Source organism: Rothia sp. HMSC068F09 (genome assembly GCF_001812775.1).
Classification (GTDB): Bacteria; Actinomycetota; Actinomycetes; order Actinomycetales; family Micrococcaceae; genus Rothia; species Rothia mucilaginosa_A.
Map to the genome: position 1 here is coordinate 226,166 of NZ_KV810409.1, position 16,115 is coordinate 242,280.

Below are 16,115 nucleotides of genomic sequence, written 5' to 3' on the forward strand. Positions count from 1 at the left end.
GGGCGCTATCAAAGTACTCAACACGCACCAGCGCACCAGCGGCATCATAGGCCCAACGCAGAGTCTCGGTACCGCGAACAGCAGAAGAGAGCATCTGCGCGTCAGTGTAGGTGTACATGACCAGGCCAGCAGGCGAATCCACACCGCTAATACGGCCCAAATCATCACGAATAATCTCAGTATGCAGAACCTCAGAAGAGTCTGCCCCAGCGGGCTGCTCAGTCACAGAGGTCATGTGCGCGCCACGGTAACCGAACTCGCGAACCCAGGTACCCGCCAAGTCAGACACCTGTGCACGCACCAGCGCGTCTACCGCGTTGTACTCGAAGGAAGACTCCACACGAGACTCAGAGGTAACAGCGGTTCCATCCAGGCGATACGCGGTGGTATCAGTCTGCTTGACCATGCGACCAGCAGCATCATACGCATAAGCGCTCGAGCCCAGGGGGTGCACAAACTCAGTGCGCAGACCGTCAGCATCGTAAGCGTAAGAGAGCTCATAGCCGCCGGTCTCATCCATGTACGCGGTACGGAAAGACTGCGGAATCTGAGCACCAAACTCACGGCGCTGACGGACCAGACGGCCCAAACGGTCGTAGGACTCAACCGTCACTACGGGAGCACCAAACGCATCAACACCCGCGTGATCATAAGTCGTCATCGTACGGCGCGCAGAATCACGCTCCATACGGTACAGCAAAGAACCATTCACCGAATGGGAACAGGGAACACCGTCACGGTCATAACCGAAGGAATGTACAGCACCATTACCGTCAGTGCTGGTCAGCAGACGACCGGCAGCATCATAGGTAGAGGTAGTGCGCACACCCAGCGGATCCGTTACCGCCAGAACATTACCCATCAGATCATACTCGTAGCTGGTAATACGACCGGCAGGGTCCATCACGGAGGTAACGTTACCCGCCTCGTCATAGCGGTAATGGGTCACGCCACCGGCGCCATTAGTCACCGCAACCACCTGAGAAGCGGCGTCATAGGTGAACGAACGAGTACCCCACTTGTTATCGCGGATGCTCTTCACGCGGCCACAAGAATCCCAGGTGTAGAACACCGGAGAAGCCACACCGGAACCGGTAATGGACAGCACACGACCGCACGCGTCATAGCGAACGCGCGCCTCAGAACCGTCACCGTACACCTGGCGAATCAGACGGGAATCAGCGTCGTACTCGTAACGAGTCACAGACTGCTCAGCAGTACCGGCAGCCTCATAGGTTGCAGCCAGTCGACCGCACGCATCATATCTGTACTCGGTCACACGACCCGCAGGAGAAACCATGCGCACCATCTGGTTCGAGCCGTTGTACTCGTAACGGCTCAGACCGCCCTCAGCGTCCAGTACCTGCACGGGGTTACCCGCGCCGTCATAAACCATCGTGGAGACAGTCGGGTCGTCCGCATCTGCACTAACCTGCGGGCCAGAATCCTCGGGGAGAACCTCGCTGCGCACCGGGCGGCCCAGGTGGTCGCACGAGATACGCACGCGGTCAACACCATCGTTAGTGGTGAAGGTCTTGCGCGAGGAATCTACGGAAGTACGTACGCTCACACCGGTCGGGTCAATCAACGCGGTCAGAGTGCTTGCGGCATCATACTCGCGAGTCCACACGCCACCGGCGGGGTCAATGGTGCGGACCAGGCGCATCAAACCATCGTAGGCGTAGCTGAACTGCGCGCCACCCGGCAGGGTAATGCGGTCAATATTGCCGTTCGTGTCAAAGGAACGTTCCATGCGGCGGCCCAGCGGGTCAACCACTGCCACAATGTCACCGCTCGGACCGTACTCATACTCGGTGCGAGCACCGGCAGGATCCACCGATGCTACCAGGCGACCGCCAGCAGCGTACTCAAAACGCCAGCGGGAACCATCCGGGTCCTGGCGGCACACCATGTGACCGGCAGAATCATAGGTGAACTCAGTCTCCAGCCCAAGAGCAGAAACAATCTTCACCAGGTGACCCGCAGCAGAATACTCGCAACGGGTCAGCTGCTGCTCAGCATTACGAATACCGGTCAGCAGACCACACTCGTCATACTCCAAGGAAACGGTAACGCCCTCAGGGCTCACCACGCGCTGCAGCAGGCCATCAGCCCACTCAAAACGGGTCACATGACCGTTGCCATCAGTCATAGAAGAGGGGTTACGCTCAAAATCATTCGCGTACTCGTAAGTCACCGTAGTCATCGGGCTCACGGCAGGGCTCTGAGCAGACTCCTGCCCCGAAGTAGCCTCATCGAGGGTGCGGCCCTGGGTCTCAGCCTCCAGGCGGGCACGACGAGCCAGGCGAGCGGCACGGCGAGCGCGCGGGTCCGTCTCAATAGCACTCATTGCCACGGAGACTACGCGGTCATGCTCGTCATACGCGAAGAGGGTTTCTGCACCCTCATCGGTGATTTCGCGAATAATACGGCCGCGCTCATCGCTGTAGCGAGTGGTGCGGGAACCATCGCGGTCCACCACACTCACGCGGTTGCCAAAGTCATCGTAGCCATAGCTAGCACGCCCGCCTTCCGCGTCAACAATAGCGGTCAGGCGTGCGTACTGGTCACTAACCCACAGGTTCGTGTAGGAGGCATCCTCATTCGCAACGTCAGTAATACCGTTCGGCAGGTAGCGGTAGCGAACACGACGACCGTATTCGGTGTCCTGCTCAGTAATGCGACCGGTCGGGTCGTAGTAGTTCGTCACCTCAACAGTGCCGGTACTAGCCACCACACGATGAATCAGGCCAGCAGCGTCGTGCTCATAACGGCGGGTACCAGCATCACCGTGCACAGCACACAGGTGAGTACGACCATCAAGGGTGACGTACTCATAACGCACAGACTGACCGCGAGAAGAATGAATAGCACCGACAAGACCACCTTCGGTGTACTCCACGTTGATACGTGCGCCGCGTTGATGCATGATAGCGCCAACGCGGCCGTCTTCATCGTGCAGGTATGCGACAGCAGTACCCGCCCCAGCGCTCATGCCCAGGTAAATACCGGTGAGGCTAAAAATGTGCTGGGTTCCAGAGTTGTCGGAGATACGCAGCAGAGACGAGGCTTCATAGCCCGTCGCGTGCAAAATATAACGCAGGGAAGGGTCAGCAATAGAGCCCTCTTCACCCGTCAGCTGAGTGAGGGGTAGCTCTTCAAGCCACCATGCTTCACGCGGAGCACGAGCATAGCCGTGGGTGCCGTCCTCACGAATCATTCGGTCGAAGGTGACCTCACGACCTTCAGGCATCGTCCAGACAGCATTCTCAGCGTTCAGCTGCACGCGGCTCTCAATATTCGAGGACCAGCCAGCGCCGAACACGCCGGATACAGCGTGCTGACCGAACACGGTCACACTGTTGTACATGCGAGTTACAGAGCAGGCAGAAACCACGCCGGAGAATGCCATGTCGGTCTCTTCTTCGATGAAGTTACCGGTCGCAACGTTCACGGGATCATTCGCATAACCGCTGGTGGCAGGCTTACCCACAACAGCCGGTGCAGGAACTTCCAAATCAGGTCGTTCGGTACTGACATTCACTGCAGCAAGCGCATTGTCCAATGTCTCATTCGAGACGGTGCTAATCTCACCATTGCCGCCGGCCTGTTTGAAGGTATCGGCTACAATACCCAGCCAGGTCTTATCGTTGGCGTTCGATTGATTCCACGATTCAAACGTGCTGATGAGATTTTCAGCGTCAATGGTTCCCCACTGACACTTAGCCGCAAATTCAGCAGCGAGGCTACGAATATTGCCGGGCTCAGAGCCAAACTCAGTGCCGAGATTTCCCAAGGTGGTAGAGAGGTCCCGAACAGTCGAAGGGCGCGCCGAAGAAACAGCCATACCCGACGAACGAGTTTCAGTATTCTCCCGAGTACCCAGCGACTTAGTATTAATTGTTGTATCTGGAATATACGGCTCTGCCTTAGCCGGAGCATTTCCCCAGAAGTCATCCCACGCCTTGTGGAGACCAAACCACTCGCTCTCGTATTCACGAGCCTTCTGGCGGTTCGCCTGCTCCCTGTGAGCCGCTTCCTTAAGGTTGTCTACCACACCAGCCAACTGACGGAAGACGGTGGCAATATCACGACCATCACTGATTGCAGTATCAATATTAGAGGCGGTGACGTCCGCATAGTGTCCTTCAAAGTCCTCAAGAGCAGTCGTCAAAGAGGACTTGAGCCCAGGCATAGCATTTTCAATGTTTTGCGCTACTTTGCGGCACGCCTTAGCAAGATTATCGGAGACCTCATTATTAAAAACAACGTCCTCTTTGTTAGCGTAGGGGGGGTTCGGGCCGGAAGACATGATAGAACCTCTGAAAAGTATCTAAGTGCGGAAGTGGGGTGATTAAACACGTTAAGACAGGCACGTACATCATGCCTGGAAGTAACGTGTGTTGAAGCCAAATGACAGAAAACGCCGCCTACCGCACACCGCCCCATAACCGGGGATCGGGGCGGTAAACGGCGTTCACCAGGGGAGGCTTAGGCGCCGCCGCCTGCCTGGAAAATATCGGTAGAAATCTGGTTGAGCTGCTCACGCAGGTCGGTCAGTTCCTGAGTCAGGTTACGCAGGGTGTTTTCTACGCCGGGCCAGGTATCATTACGGAAACGCTCAGCCAGGGGGCCGTCCCAGTTGTTGGGGTCCTTCAGCTGGTTACCCTGCTGGTTGAGGTTATTAATCTCGTTCTGCAGGCCGCCGTTGATGATGTTCTGCAGAGCAGTAATAGCATCCTTGGCTGCCTGCGATGAGAGTACGCGATCAGACACGGTGATCCTCTTTCGTCGATGAATTGCCGGAAGATGTGCATTAGACACGCGAATATCAAATACGCACCTTTAGTGCTTCGCACCACTTTGAACACTACACCATCTCATATAAAAAAGCGCCCACAACATCCCCATGCAGGAAAAATTTCCAACAGTGGATACCGCATCTTAGTAGATAGACAAGCTTGTTCCCATCTCGCCAAGAACCTTCCTTGTGTACGGTATTCTATGAGATATATGCCACTCCACTAGAGGGCACACATTCATGCAACTCGTAACCACATACGAAATGAGGACTTTCATGTCTGAGAACACCCCGCAGCCGACCGCACCGCAGCAGCCGCAATTCGCCCAGCAGGCACCCGCCGAGGCACCGAAGAAGAAGTGGGCGGCAGTAACCGCACTGGTCCTGGGCATCATCTCCGCACTGACCGGCATCTTTGTCATTGGTTCGTTCCTAACCATCCCGACCATTGTTTTCGCAGTGATTGCTCTGGTCATGGTCAAGAATGGCACCGGCAAGGGTAAGGGTATGGCGATTACTGCCCTCGTGCTGGTTCTGGTGGCGTACATTGCTACGTTTGCTTTCTTCCAGATTCGTGCCGCGAACCTTGAGAAGTCTAACCGAGAGGCCCGCGAGGTTATCCAGAAGTGCGAGAACCACGAGCCTGGCTACTCCATCACTGAGAAGGACGGCAAGCGCTACTGCAACGCCGGCGGTTGGGTCTACGAGATGGATAAGTAAACCGGTCCGCCTGGTTTAGTAACCGACTCTGTGTGATGGGGGGCGTTCGCACGTGCGGCAGTCGCCGTGCCTGCGAGCGCCCCTCAACCGTATCTTCCGTGAGCGTTATGTATCTGGACCGTTCGGATAAATCCTGGAGCACCACACAGGAACGCCCCCGCGGCCGAGAGTCATCCTCTCAGCCGCGGGGGCTTCACCGTATCAGCGTGTCCTCACGCAGCGAACACTAGGAGGCGCGGCGGCGAGAACGCAGCACCATCACAGTACCCGCACCCAACACCAGCGCACCGCCCACAGCCACAGACGCCGCACCAAAACCAGTACGCGCCAGGCCGCCCTGCTGGGCACCACCAGAAGAAGCAGACACACCGGACTGACCCATGGAGCCGCCACCGGTACCACCGCCGGAGACACCACCCGGGTACACGCCGCCAGCAGAACCATCAGCCGAACCGTCAGAGGAGCCCTGCGCGTTCACGTCACCAGCGGCGCCAGAAGCACCAGCCTGACCGGACTGACCAGACTGCGCGGCACCCGACTGACCCGACTGGCCAGCCTGACCGGAACCAGCATTACCGCCAGCACCGCCCGGGGTTGCCGAATCCACACGGCGCACACCGCTAAAGTCATCCGACTCAGCGTTCGGGTCCTTCGGCACGGCAGTCTCAAACGAGCACGCATCCGACGCCTTCTTACCCACAGCAACCGCAAGCTGCTGCACCGGGCTGCTCACCTCAGTACCATCAGCCAGGGTCGCGGAATAGTGCACGTCAAACATGTACTGGCCGGGCTCAGAGAACACCCAGTTCGCGTGCGCGTGCGTCGCGTAATCAATGTCGATCGTGGTCTTGCCGGTCGTCGAATCCAGCAGCACATCCGCACCATTCAGCGACTCAGTGAACATGCCGAAGCGTGCACCCTGCGGCATGACCTTCGGCACCACGTGCAGGCGCACCGGGCCGCGTAGCTGGCTGTAGTCAATATCCTGCGTGTTGTAGCCGGGCCAGGGCAGGCCGCTCTGCTGAGTCTGCGGCAGACCGTAGAAGGCGGTGCCGACCGGGCCCATGAAGTTCAGCTTCTCATCAGCCATACGTTCGGTGCGTACACGGCGGGCGTTCTCGCTGACCGTCCACACGACCGAATCAAGCGGGCGCACCGTCGAATCGGCGTCAATGATGCCGCTGTCGTCGCGCAGACCCACGGACAGCTGGCGGTCCTTCAGGGTCGCCTGAATGTCCAGGTGGCCGTGCGAAATCTTGGCGCGGCCATCAATCTGACCGGGCACGCACTGGTGACCCGGGGTTCCGGGGGTGGACGGCTGAGCAGAGGGCGCCGGTGCGCTCGGGGTCGGGTTCGCGGGCGCGGGGCTAGACGGTGCCGGAGTCGTCGGAGCCGGGCTGGAGGGCGCAGGCTCGCTGGGCACTGCGGGCACGCTCGGAACCTCGCTCGGCGAGGTCGTGGGCGCAATGCTCGGCTCGCTGCTGGGTGCCTCGCTCGGCTCAGCAGAGGGCGCAACCGTAGGCTCAGCACTCGGCGAAGGATCCACCGGAGCAGGCTTCGGCGCATCCGCAATCGGCGCGCTATCGGGAGCCAACGCACCGTGCGCAGTGTACTTCGTGCCCGGCTCGTAGTTCGCCGCAACCTCAGTGGTGGAGGCGGAAGCGTTCATATCCGGGTGGGTCAGCATCTTCACGCGCAGAGCCGTGCCCTTGTAGAACGACTCGTCACGGAAGGTAAAGCGCGCCACACCATCCTCGACGGAGCCTTCCAGGTCGAGGTACGGGTACACAGGGTCGTCCTGGGCGTAGAAGCCGCCGCGCATGAAGCCGCGCACCTTCGGGTCCTTGAAGCGCACCTCAACGGTGCTGAAGCCGTTGCCGTTCGGGGTGACGGTCACGTCGTAGTCCATGCTGGTCGGCGTGTACTGCTCGGTGCTGAGCACGGTGTTCGCCTCGTCCGGGATTTCTTCGGGCCAGGAGCCGTTACCGTCGTCGCTGTACACGCTCTCAGCCTTGCCGGGCTCGTAGGCAAGCTTGTGCGAGATCCAGCGGGACGCCTCCGCGCTATTCGCATCGGAGGTGTCCGGAGTGAAGACCGCCTGCAACTGGGAGCCCTCGCTACCGAGCATTTCAGACCAGGTGGCGGTACCGTTCACGACCGGCAGGTCAGTCAGGAAGTAGCCGTTGTTGTACAGGGTCAGGGTGCCCTTGAGGTTCTTGTTCGCGGCGGTGAAGGTGATGTCGCTGAGCTTATCGTCAGCGTCCTTGTTCTTAGCCGGGTCGGCGTCCAGGCGGTGCGGCGCCACGGACAGCACGTACTTTGCGGTGTCCAGGTCACCGACGGGTGCCGCGTTGTAGCGGTCGACCGTGGGCACGGCGGTGGGGGTTCCGTCACCGAGCGTAGGCTGCATGCCACCAACCTGCCAGACCAGCTTCGACGGCTTGGAGCTGATGATGCGGCCGTCGGTGGAGCGCGCCACGGTGCGGTAGGTGACCACGTAGCGACCGGGGCGGGTGAAGGTCGTGGTGTTGTGCGTGTGGCTGCCCTTGTCGAGCAGCCAGGAGTGCCAACCGTTCGAGCTGCTGGAGAGCATGCGGTACACGTCGGCGGGGGCGTCGTCCGGGTTGTAGCGGAAGAGCTCCATGCGGCCGGGGCCCTCAACAGAAAGGATGTCGGTGGCGAACACGCCGTCACGGAAACGTTCGGTGGGCACCTTAGCGGAGGCGCCCAGGCCAGCCCAGATGGGGTCCTGGTTGCCGGAGGTCAGGTGCGGTGCCATGTAGAGGGTCTGGCCGGGCTCGCCAAGGAACGCCAGGGAGGGCGAGTCGCCCAGGGTCATGGTGTACTGCGACTTGCCGTCGCGGCCGCTGTAGCCCTTGCCGACCCAGTTGACGGTCTTGTCCAGTTCGTAGGTGTCTGCGCCGGTCTTGTAGGGGTTCGCCTCGTTCATGAGGACGAAGGTGCCGTTCTGCTCGTCCCAGTATGCCTTGGGGGCGTCGACGTGACCCTTGGTGGTGACGATTTTGCCGTCGTCGGGGCCCGCTGCGGCGGGGATGGAGGGGGCTGCGCCGGCGAGCGCGAGCAGTGCTGCGGCGGAGAGGAATGCGGCGGCGCGGCGGAGGGCGGGCTTGCCGCCGGGGATGAAGAGCGCGGGAGTGTGTGTGGTGACCCGTCGTTGGGTCTGCTTCTGAGAGCTCATGACAACCTTTCTCATTTTTCTCTTTCTTAGCGTAGCGCTTTTGCAAATAATTGTCATTCAGAACCTAACTGAGTATAGTGATTCTCAGAAACACATGTGCGCAGAGGCGCGCCCAAAAACGCACACCACGTACATTCACAAAGAGAAAACACGGCAGAGCGCACCCGCCATCGCGGCAAACCCCGGACCCCGGCAACAGGTCGCCGGGACAAGCACCGGGCAAGCGCGCCAGCCAACGAGCAGTCATCCAAGGAGCCACCATGCAAGGACGCACCAAACCCCTGAGCCTACTTAGCGCAACCACCCTCGGATGCACCCTCGCACTCGGGGCACCCCTCGCCCTCCCCCAGGCCGGCACCTTCACCGCCGCACAGGCGCAGGAAAACCAGACCGGTGCCCAGGCGGGCACCGAGTCGCGCACCTACGTCAACTACGAAGGTGACTACGTCATTGCGGGCGTGCACACCGAAATGCTCAACGCCTTCCTCGACGGCAACCAGTTCACCCTCGGCACCCTCGCAGACACCGCCCCCGGCCAGCAGGGACGATTCAACCCCGCCCGCACCGTCTTCCACCTGCCCGACGTCGAGGACGCACACACCACCGTCGCCGCCGGCTACGACTACATTGCCCCCGAAGGCACCGACATCTTCTACATTCCCTCCACCCGCACCCGCGGCCTGCTCTACCCCGGCCTCGGTGCGGAAGGAATCCGCCCCGGCGCACTCAAGGACAACACCATCAACCTTGAACTCGTGCGCAGCAGCGTACCCGAAGGCGGCCGCGCCGAAGTCTTCACCGAATCCGGCCGCGACAACCCGCGCGTCTTCAGCACCAACGACCAGCTCGCACCGCACACCATCACCTCTGGCGGTCACGAGCACCTCAGCTGGGCATTCACCCGCCGCGGCATCTACCAACTGACCTTCCGCGCCACCGCAACCCTTGCCGACGGCACCCCGGTCAGCTCCGAGGCGACCTACACCATCGCCGTGGGCACTAACGCTGAGGACGGCTTCAAGCTCCTGAACGCGCAGAACGCCGCAAAGGAAGCGACCAAGGACGCCACGAGCGAGGCAACCACTACCCCCGAGGCGACCTCCACCGCCACCGAGAGCGCCACCAGCAGCCCCAGCGCATCTATCTCCGCAAGTGCCGAGGCGAGTGCATCTGCTGAGGCGAGCGCATCCACCGGTATTCGCCGCGTGGACGCATCCGTGAACGGTCAGAACGCCGCGCAGGTGACCGACCCGAACGGCGCGAAGGCGGCCGCGAATGGTGAGCAGGTATCCCAGGGCGGATCCGGTGTTACCGCCATCAGCGGCACCGACAACACCAATAACGGCTCTGACAAGGGTGAAAACAAGGACGGCAGCAAGAGCGGCAACTCCCGCAGCGTGAAGGGCTCCAACGCCCAGAACGTCACCGCACCCGGCAACAACAGCGGCGGCGGCATCCTCTCCTCCGGCCTGCCCGGCAGCCTAAACCAGCAGTGCATCGCCACCGAGGTTCCCGCCGAAGACGCCAAGGACTCCAAGGACGCCCAGAAAGACAGCAAGCAGAGCAACCAGGCAGCCCAGGCACCGACCAGCATCCCCACCCTCGCCGTGGTTAACGCTGCCGAGCACAGCGGCCGTGAAGAAGTCACCCACGGCCACTTCGACGTGGGCCCCGTGCTCAACGGCGGCAACCTCACCAGCAGCGTGAAGGACGACCGCACCAGCCCCGCCCGCCACGTCTCCCCCGGCGCCCTCGAGTTCGTGCTCAATGACGCCGCGAAGCTCAACCTGCCCGCGGGCATGGAAGACATCGCCCCGGCGGGCACCCCCGTGCACATGATCGGCGCAACCCAGCAGCAGGGCGTACCCTGGCTCGGCTGGAGCACCCAGGACCCCGAACTGCTCAAGCAGCTCGACGGCCCCGTCACCATGAGTCTCAACGGTTTTGAGGGTCCCGGCACCATGTCTACCTTCCTCTCCGGCAACTTCGGTTCCGCCGGTCAGAAGGTCTTCGATTCGCGTAGCGGCGGCTCCTTCCAGGTGCCCGCGAACACTCACCAGCACAGCAACTGGGTGTTCACTGCCGAGGGTCGCTACACCGTGACCATTGGCTGGACTGCGCGCCTGAAGAACGGCCAGCAGGTCAGCAGCGAATCGGTTCTGCACTTCACCGTCGGCAACCCCGATAACGCCCCGACCAGCGACAACGGCCAGGGTGCGGCGGGCACCAAGCAGGACGGCGGCAACGCTAACGGCGCCACCGGCGGCGAGAAGAGCACCGCCAAGAACCCGCTCAACGGCACCGTTGACGAAGCCACCGGCATCGTCACCAAGCCCGACGGATCCAAGGTGCGCATCGTCGGTAAGACCGCATCCGGCGAGGATTGCGCCCTGACCAGCCAGGAGCTCGCCACCGCCCAGAAGGCGGCCGCCGCGGGTAAGCTGCCGAACACCGGTGTGGTCATCGACCCGTTCATGGTCAGCACCTCGGTTCTTGCCCTGGCGCTGGGCGCCATGATTCTGCGTTCGGCACGCCGGAAGGGACGCCGCGGTGACACCGCATAGCGGGCATACCGCCGGCGAGGGTTCGCACGCCTATACGCGACGCGCCGCCCTCGCTCTCGCCTCCCGTATCGCGGCAGGTGCCGGAGTGGGGGCTGGCGCCTTCGCGTTGAGCGGATGCGCCACCACCGTGAACGCCTCCTCCGACCGGATGCGCGTGGTCGCCACAACCCCGATCCTGGCGGATTTGGCGCAGCAGATTGCCGGTGACCGCGCCAGCGTGCACTCCCTAGTGCCCGCCGGTGCTGACCCGCACTCGTATGAGCCGAGCCTGCGCGATATCCGCGATGTCGCCTACGCCCGCTGCGCCCTGACGAACGGCCTGCTACTGGAGCAGCGCAAGCTCAGCAAAATGGTTGAGGCGAACCTGCCCGCCGGCGTTGTGTCCGTGGCGGTTGCGGAGAAGATTGAGCAGTACGGCGGCAAGCTCGAAGCCATTGTTGAGGATGCCTCCCTGGACTCCATCTGGCTGGGTTTGCGCGTTGAGGAGGGCGGGCAGAACGAGTCCGCCCCCGCCGACTCTTCGGAGGCCGGCATGCGTTTTGAGGTGCAGAGCGTGCGGGCGCGCACCGCCACCGATTCCTCGAATGCGCAGCTGGCGGCGTTCATTACACAGACCTTCGGCGCGGTGGAGATGCTGTGCGATTCGCATGCGCGCGGCGTGAACCTCACCCGCGAGGGGGACACCGCGATCCGTACCGGCGATATGGGTTCGCTGGAGCTTCCGTTGCAGGCGCATACGCACCTGTCATGGGCGTTTAGCGACGCCGGCGAGTACGCCATTGAGCTGAGCGCCACCTCGGTGAAGGCCCCGGAGTCCGTGCGTTCTTCGCGCGGCACCCTGTACTGCGCGGTCGGCCGCGATCCGCAACAGTTGGTGGACCGCCTGGCGAAGGAGCAGAACGTACCCGCCGCCGAGGTTAAGGTTCTTTCCGCAGGTCACGCCGATATTACGGCGCGCACCGGCGACGGCAGGCTCGTGCTCCGCGCGGATTCCTCGCAGGGTGCCGTCGAGTACGAGCTGAACCGCACCGTGGTCGCGGTCCCCTCCCGCACCCTGCAGGAGGTGCCCGCGGGCGGCAGCTACCGTTTCCTACGTTCGGGCGCTTCGGAGCATCGCGGCCAGGTGTACCTGCTGGCGCAGGCCGTTCTGGGCAAGCACGTGCACGGCGAAATCGACCCGCACATTTGGCATTCGGTGCCGAACGCGAAGGCGAGCGTGCAGGTCATTCGTGACGCGCTGACCTCCGCCGATCCGGCGGGTGCGAGCGAGTACGCGGCGCACACCGAGCAGGTCGTCAAGGAGCTCGATGCCCTGGACGCTCAGCTGCGCCAGGTGTACGGGGCCCTGCCGGAGGCGGCGCGCAACCTGGTCACCACGCACGACGGCTACCGCTACCTGGCGAGCACCTACGGGCTGCACATTGCCGGTTTTGTGAGTGCCAGCGCGAGCGGCGAGCCGAGTATTCAGCAGCGTCAGCGTCTGCGCCGCACGGTCGAAGATTTGAAGGTTCCGGCGATTTATCTGGATAAGTCCACGGCGATGCGTTCGCCGGTTCTGACGGAGCTGGCGCGGGAGGCGCAGGTGCGTACCGGGGTGCTCTATTCGGACACTCTGGATGCGCAGGCTCCCCACTACGCGCAGATGATGTTGGCGAATGCTCACACGATTGCGCTGTGTTCTGGGGCTAGTTCTGGCGGCGATTCTTCGGGTGCTAGCTGCTCCGATACTAACTCCTCGTAACCCGGTTTTTAAGCTATCCACAAGCTCATATAGCCGTATCAGCATTAGATAATCTTTCACACACCACCTAGGTCATGATTCAAGGAAGTCCTCATGATGAACTCAACCACCCGCTCTACTCGTAGCCTGTCAGCCCTGGCTCTGGGCGCCAGCCTCATGCTCGCGCCCCTGGGTGTGGCACACGCGGAGACCACCCAGGCAACCGCTGAGGCAACCACCGAGGGCGCCTCGGCTCAGCCGAGCGACAGCAACCTGAGCCGCGGCGATCGCGCCCTCACCCAGACCCTGTCGGCGGAGCAGCCGGTCGCATCCGGCCGCATTGAAATCTCCGCCGGTCACGTGGATATGGGTCCGCGTTTCAACAACGGCAAGTTTGAGCTCATGCTCCACGACGACCACGGCGAAACCCCCGTCTGGCGCAGCCTGGACGAGGTCATCTACCGCGGTAGCGACCAGGCGATCCTTGAGGTGCCGAACGACCCGCGCTACTCCTTCGTGGGCGCACCCGCCGGCTCGAAGGTGTACGTCATTCCGCAGACCGAAACCAAGGGCGTGATTTGGCCGGGTTGGAACACGCAGGATCCGCAGCTGGTGTCCAAGCTGAACCGCGGCGTAAACCTAACCCTGGAGCAGGTGAGCGGCCCCGGCACGTTCAGCCTGTACCTGGAGAACGGCAACTTCTCGGCACCGCAGGTGCTATGGTCTTCGACCAAGAGCGAGCCGCAGAAGCTGTGGGTTGAGAAGAACACCCACACCCACGCGAACTGGGTGTTCACCGCCCCCGGCGAGTACCTGCTGAAGGTCACCGCGAGCGCCGAGCTCTCTGACGGTTCGACCGTGACCGATACCCGCTACCTGAAGTTTGCGGTGGGTGACTCCGCGAGCGCCGATACCCTGTACGCGATGGAGGCGCAGGCGCGCGGTTCTGCCTCTTCCGATGCTTCGTCTAGCTCTGCTTCCCAGGCTGCCGGCACTCAGGCTTCGGGTTCTTCGTCCGCCGCCGCGGCGAGCGACCAGAGCGGTTACAAGGCAGAGTTCACTATCCCCTGGGGCGCTATTGCCGCAGGCGTGGCAGCCGTGATTGCCGTGGGCGTTTTCCTTTCGGTCCGTCGCCGCTCCTCCGCGCAGCGTGAAGCACTGGATGAAGTGCGCGGTGACCATTCGTGAGCGCGCCGGTAACAGCGGGTACTGAACCCGTTCTAGAGATTTCAAACCTGTACGCGGGCTACGCGCGCCGTTCCATCCTCAAGGATCTGTCCCTGACCCTGGAGCGCGGCGAGTTTGCGGGTCTGATTGGCGCCAACGGTGCCGGTAAGACCACGCTGCTGCGCACCATTTTGGGCCTGATTCGCCCGGCGTCCGGGCAGGTTCGGGTGCTGGGTGAGTCGCCCCGCGCGGCGCGTGCGCACATCGGTTACGTGCCGCAGAAGCACCAGTTCCAGTGGGATTTTCCGCTGACCGTCAAGGATACGGTGATGACCGGCCGCGTGCGTGAGATTGGGTTCTTCCGCCGCCCGGCGAAGAAGGATTGGGTGCAGGTCTTTTCGGCGATGGAACGCACCGATGTTCTGCACCTGCAGGATGCTTCCATTGCGGAGCTTTCCGGTGGTCAGCGCCAGAGGGTTCTTTTGGCGCGTGCCCTGGCGGCCGGCCCCTCCCTGCTGCTGCTGGACGAGCCGTTCACGGGCGTGGATGCCCCCACCCAGACCACGCTGACCCGCCTGTACCGCGAGCTGGCGGACGAGGGCATCACGATTCTGATGTCCACGCACGACATGCTGGCGGCGCGCGAATCCTGTTCGCGCCTGTGCGGTGTGCGCGGCAATATTCACCTGGACGGTCCGGCGGCCTCCTTCAGCCTGGAACAGCTGCACACGTGGCTGCACGGCCACGACATTGAGGAGGCGCAGGGCCACGCCCGCACGGGCTTCACCTGTGCCGGTGGTGCGTTGGATGAGTACGGCCACGAACTGCCGGATTCCTGCGCTTCTTCCCCCGCCCACGCTGATACTGCTACTTCTACCGGGGGTTCCCGTTGATTACTCCTCTCGATTTTCTGGCCGATCTGTTCAACCCGTCCCTGGCGTTCCTTCCGCGCGCCCTGGCTGCGGTGCTGCTGGCCTCGGTGGTGACGGGTGTGGTGGGCTGCCACGTGATGATGCGCGGCATGGTCTTCATTGGCGATGCGGTGGCGCACTCGGTGTTCCCGGGCCTTGCGGTGGCGTTCGTGCTGGGCGGCAACCTGATGGTGGGCGGCCTGACCGCGGGCGTGGTGACGGCTATTCTGGTGGCTATTTTTAGCCAGAATCAGCGGTTGCGCGAGGATTCGGTCATCGGTATTTTCTTCGCCGCCTCTTTTGCGTTGGGTATTGTGATTATTTCCTTGGCGCCGGGCTATTCGGGGTCGGTGCAGGATTTCTTGTTCGGCTCGATTGTGGGTGTTTCGAATGAGGACATCACCAACGCCGCAATCATGGGCGCCGTGATTCTGCTGGTGCTGTGGCTGTTCCACCGGCAGATTGTGACGGTCAGCCTGGACCGCGAGAGTGCCCGCGCGATGGGCCTGCCGGTGCTCGCCCTGGACATTGTGCTGTACGTTCTGGTGACCATTTCCGTGGTGCTGGGCCTACAGACCCTCGGTAACGTGCTGGTGCTGGCGCTTCTGGTGATTCCCGCGTCGGCAGCGCGCCTGGCCTGTCGTCGACTGGGGTCGATGATGGTGTTCTCGCCGGTGTTCGGCGGTATCTGCTCGGTGGTCGGCCTATACCTGTCCTGGGCGTTTAACCTGCCGACCGGTGGCACGATTGTGCTGTCGATGGTGGCGGCTTTTGTGCTGGTCTGGGCGGTTACGGCGGTTCGTTCTCGAGCGCGCGCCCAGCTCAAGCAGAGCTCGGAGGCAGCGGCTTAAGCCTTCAAGAGGCCCCATGCTTAAGCCTTAAGAACCAAAGAGAACACTCCGTGTAATAAAGACGCTTAATTTAACACTCCCTGTTTAATGAAAGTACAACCTATCAAACACTTCTTATAGGTTGATATCGGCAGTGATAACGTCATCGCTACCCCTTACATGAACTTCAACGGAGGAGTCAG

The 16,115-nt window shown here is 61.9% G+C and carries 9 protein-coding genes; 6 read left to right on the forward strand and 3 right to left on the reverse strand.

Annotation, left to right across the window (positions count from 1 at the left end; genetic code table 11):
* Both HMPREF2874_RS00860 and HMPREF2874_RS00865 read right to left on the reverse strand, forming a co-directional pair.
* Positions 1-4,195: DUF6531 domain-containing protein (locus HMPREF2874_RS00860; protein WP_246823735.1), on the reverse strand; the 4,195-nt coding region annotated here is incomplete at its 3' end.
* 296 nt (positions 4,196-4,491) lie between these two features.
* Complete coding sequence (locus tag HMPREF2874_RS00865) at positions 4,492-4,776, reverse strand: pyrophosphorylase (protein ID WP_049342976.1); 285 nt, start codon at positions 4,774-4,776, stop codon at positions 4,492-4,494.
* A gap of 301 nt (positions 4,777-5,077) precedes the next feature.
* On the opposite strand from HMPREF2874_RS00865, the gene HMPREF2874_RS00870 reads away from it, so the two are divergent.
* The gene (locus HMPREF2874_RS00870; protein ID WP_070648507.1) at positions 5,078-5,521 is read left to right on the forward strand and encodes a DUF4190 domain-containing protein; all 444 of its coding nucleotides are present in this window, start codon (positions 5,078-5,080) and stop codon (positions 5,519-5,521) included.
* Between the two features lie 226 nt (positions 5,522-5,747).
* Here HMPREF2874_RS00870 and HMPREF2874_RS00875 read toward each other — a convergent pair whose 3' ends face one another.
* Positions 5,748-8,720 carry a choice-of-anchor M domain-containing protein gene (locus HMPREF2874_RS00875; protein WP_070648509.1) on the reverse strand — a complete coding sequence of 991 codons (2,973 nt, stop codon included), beginning with the start codon at positions 8,718-8,720 and terminating at the stop codon, positions 5,748-5,750.
* 260 nt (positions 8,721-8,980) lie between these two features.
* On the opposite strand from HMPREF2874_RS00875, the gene HMPREF2874_RS00880 reads away from it, so the two are divergent.
* From HMPREF2874_RS00880 to HMPREF2874_RS00900, 5 genes are all read left to right on the forward strand, one after another.
* On the forward strand, positions 8,981-11,284 hold the full coding sequence (locus HMPREF2874_RS00880) for a TIGR03773 family transporter-associated surface protein (protein ID WP_070648511.1): 2,304 nt from the start codon (positions 8,981-8,983) through the stop codon (positions 11,282-11,284).
* Complete coding sequence (locus HMPREF2874_RS00885) at positions 11,271-13,025, forward strand: anchored repeat ABC transporter, substrate-binding protein (RefSeq protein WP_070648513.1); 1,755 nt, start codon at positions 11,271-11,273, stop codon at positions 13,023-13,025. Before HMPREF2874_RS00880 ends, HMPREF2874_RS00885 begins: the two co-directional genes overlap by 14 nt.
* Before the next feature lie 93 nt (positions 13,026-13,118).
* A complete protein-coding gene (locus HMPREF2874_RS00890) occupies positions 13,119-14,192 on the forward strand; it encodes a choice-of-anchor M domain-containing protein (RefSeq protein WP_070648515.1) in 1,074 nt (357 codons plus the stop codon).
* On the forward strand, positions 14,189-15,064 hold the full coding sequence (locus tag HMPREF2874_RS00895) for a metal ABC transporter ATP-binding protein (protein ID WP_070648517.1): 876 nt from the start codon (positions 14,189-14,191) through the stop codon (positions 15,062-15,064). The genes HMPREF2874_RS00890 and HMPREF2874_RS00895 overlap by 4 nt, the downstream gene beginning before the upstream one ends.
* Positions 15,061-15,933 carry an anchored repeat-type ABC transporter permease subunit gene (locus HMPREF2874_RS00900; RefSeq protein ID WP_070648519.1) on the forward strand — a complete coding sequence of 291 codons (873 nt, stop codon included), beginning with the start codon at positions 15,061-15,063 and terminating at the stop codon, positions 15,931-15,933. Before HMPREF2874_RS00895 ends, HMPREF2874_RS00900 begins: the two co-directional genes overlap by 4 nt.
* Positions 15,934-16,115: the final 182 nt, after the last annotated feature.

Coding starts and splice junctions, on each gene's coding strand:
- HMPREF2874_RS00880 (WP_070648511.1), top strand. CDS start 8,981: ATGCAAGGACGCACCAAACCCCTGAGCCTACTTAGCGCAACCACCCTC.
- HMPREF2874_RS00890 (WP_070648515.1), top strand. CDS start 13,119: ATGATGAACTCAACCACCCGCTCTACTCGTAGCCTGTCAGCCCTGGCT.
- HMPREF2874_RS00870 (WP_070648507.1), top strand. CDS start 5,078: ATGTCTGAGAACACCCCGCAGCCGACCGCACCGCAGCAGCCGCAATTC.
- HMPREF2874_RS00875 (WP_070648509.1), bottom strand. CDS start 8,720: ATGAGCTCTCAGAAGCAGACCCAACGACGGGTCACCACACACACTCCC.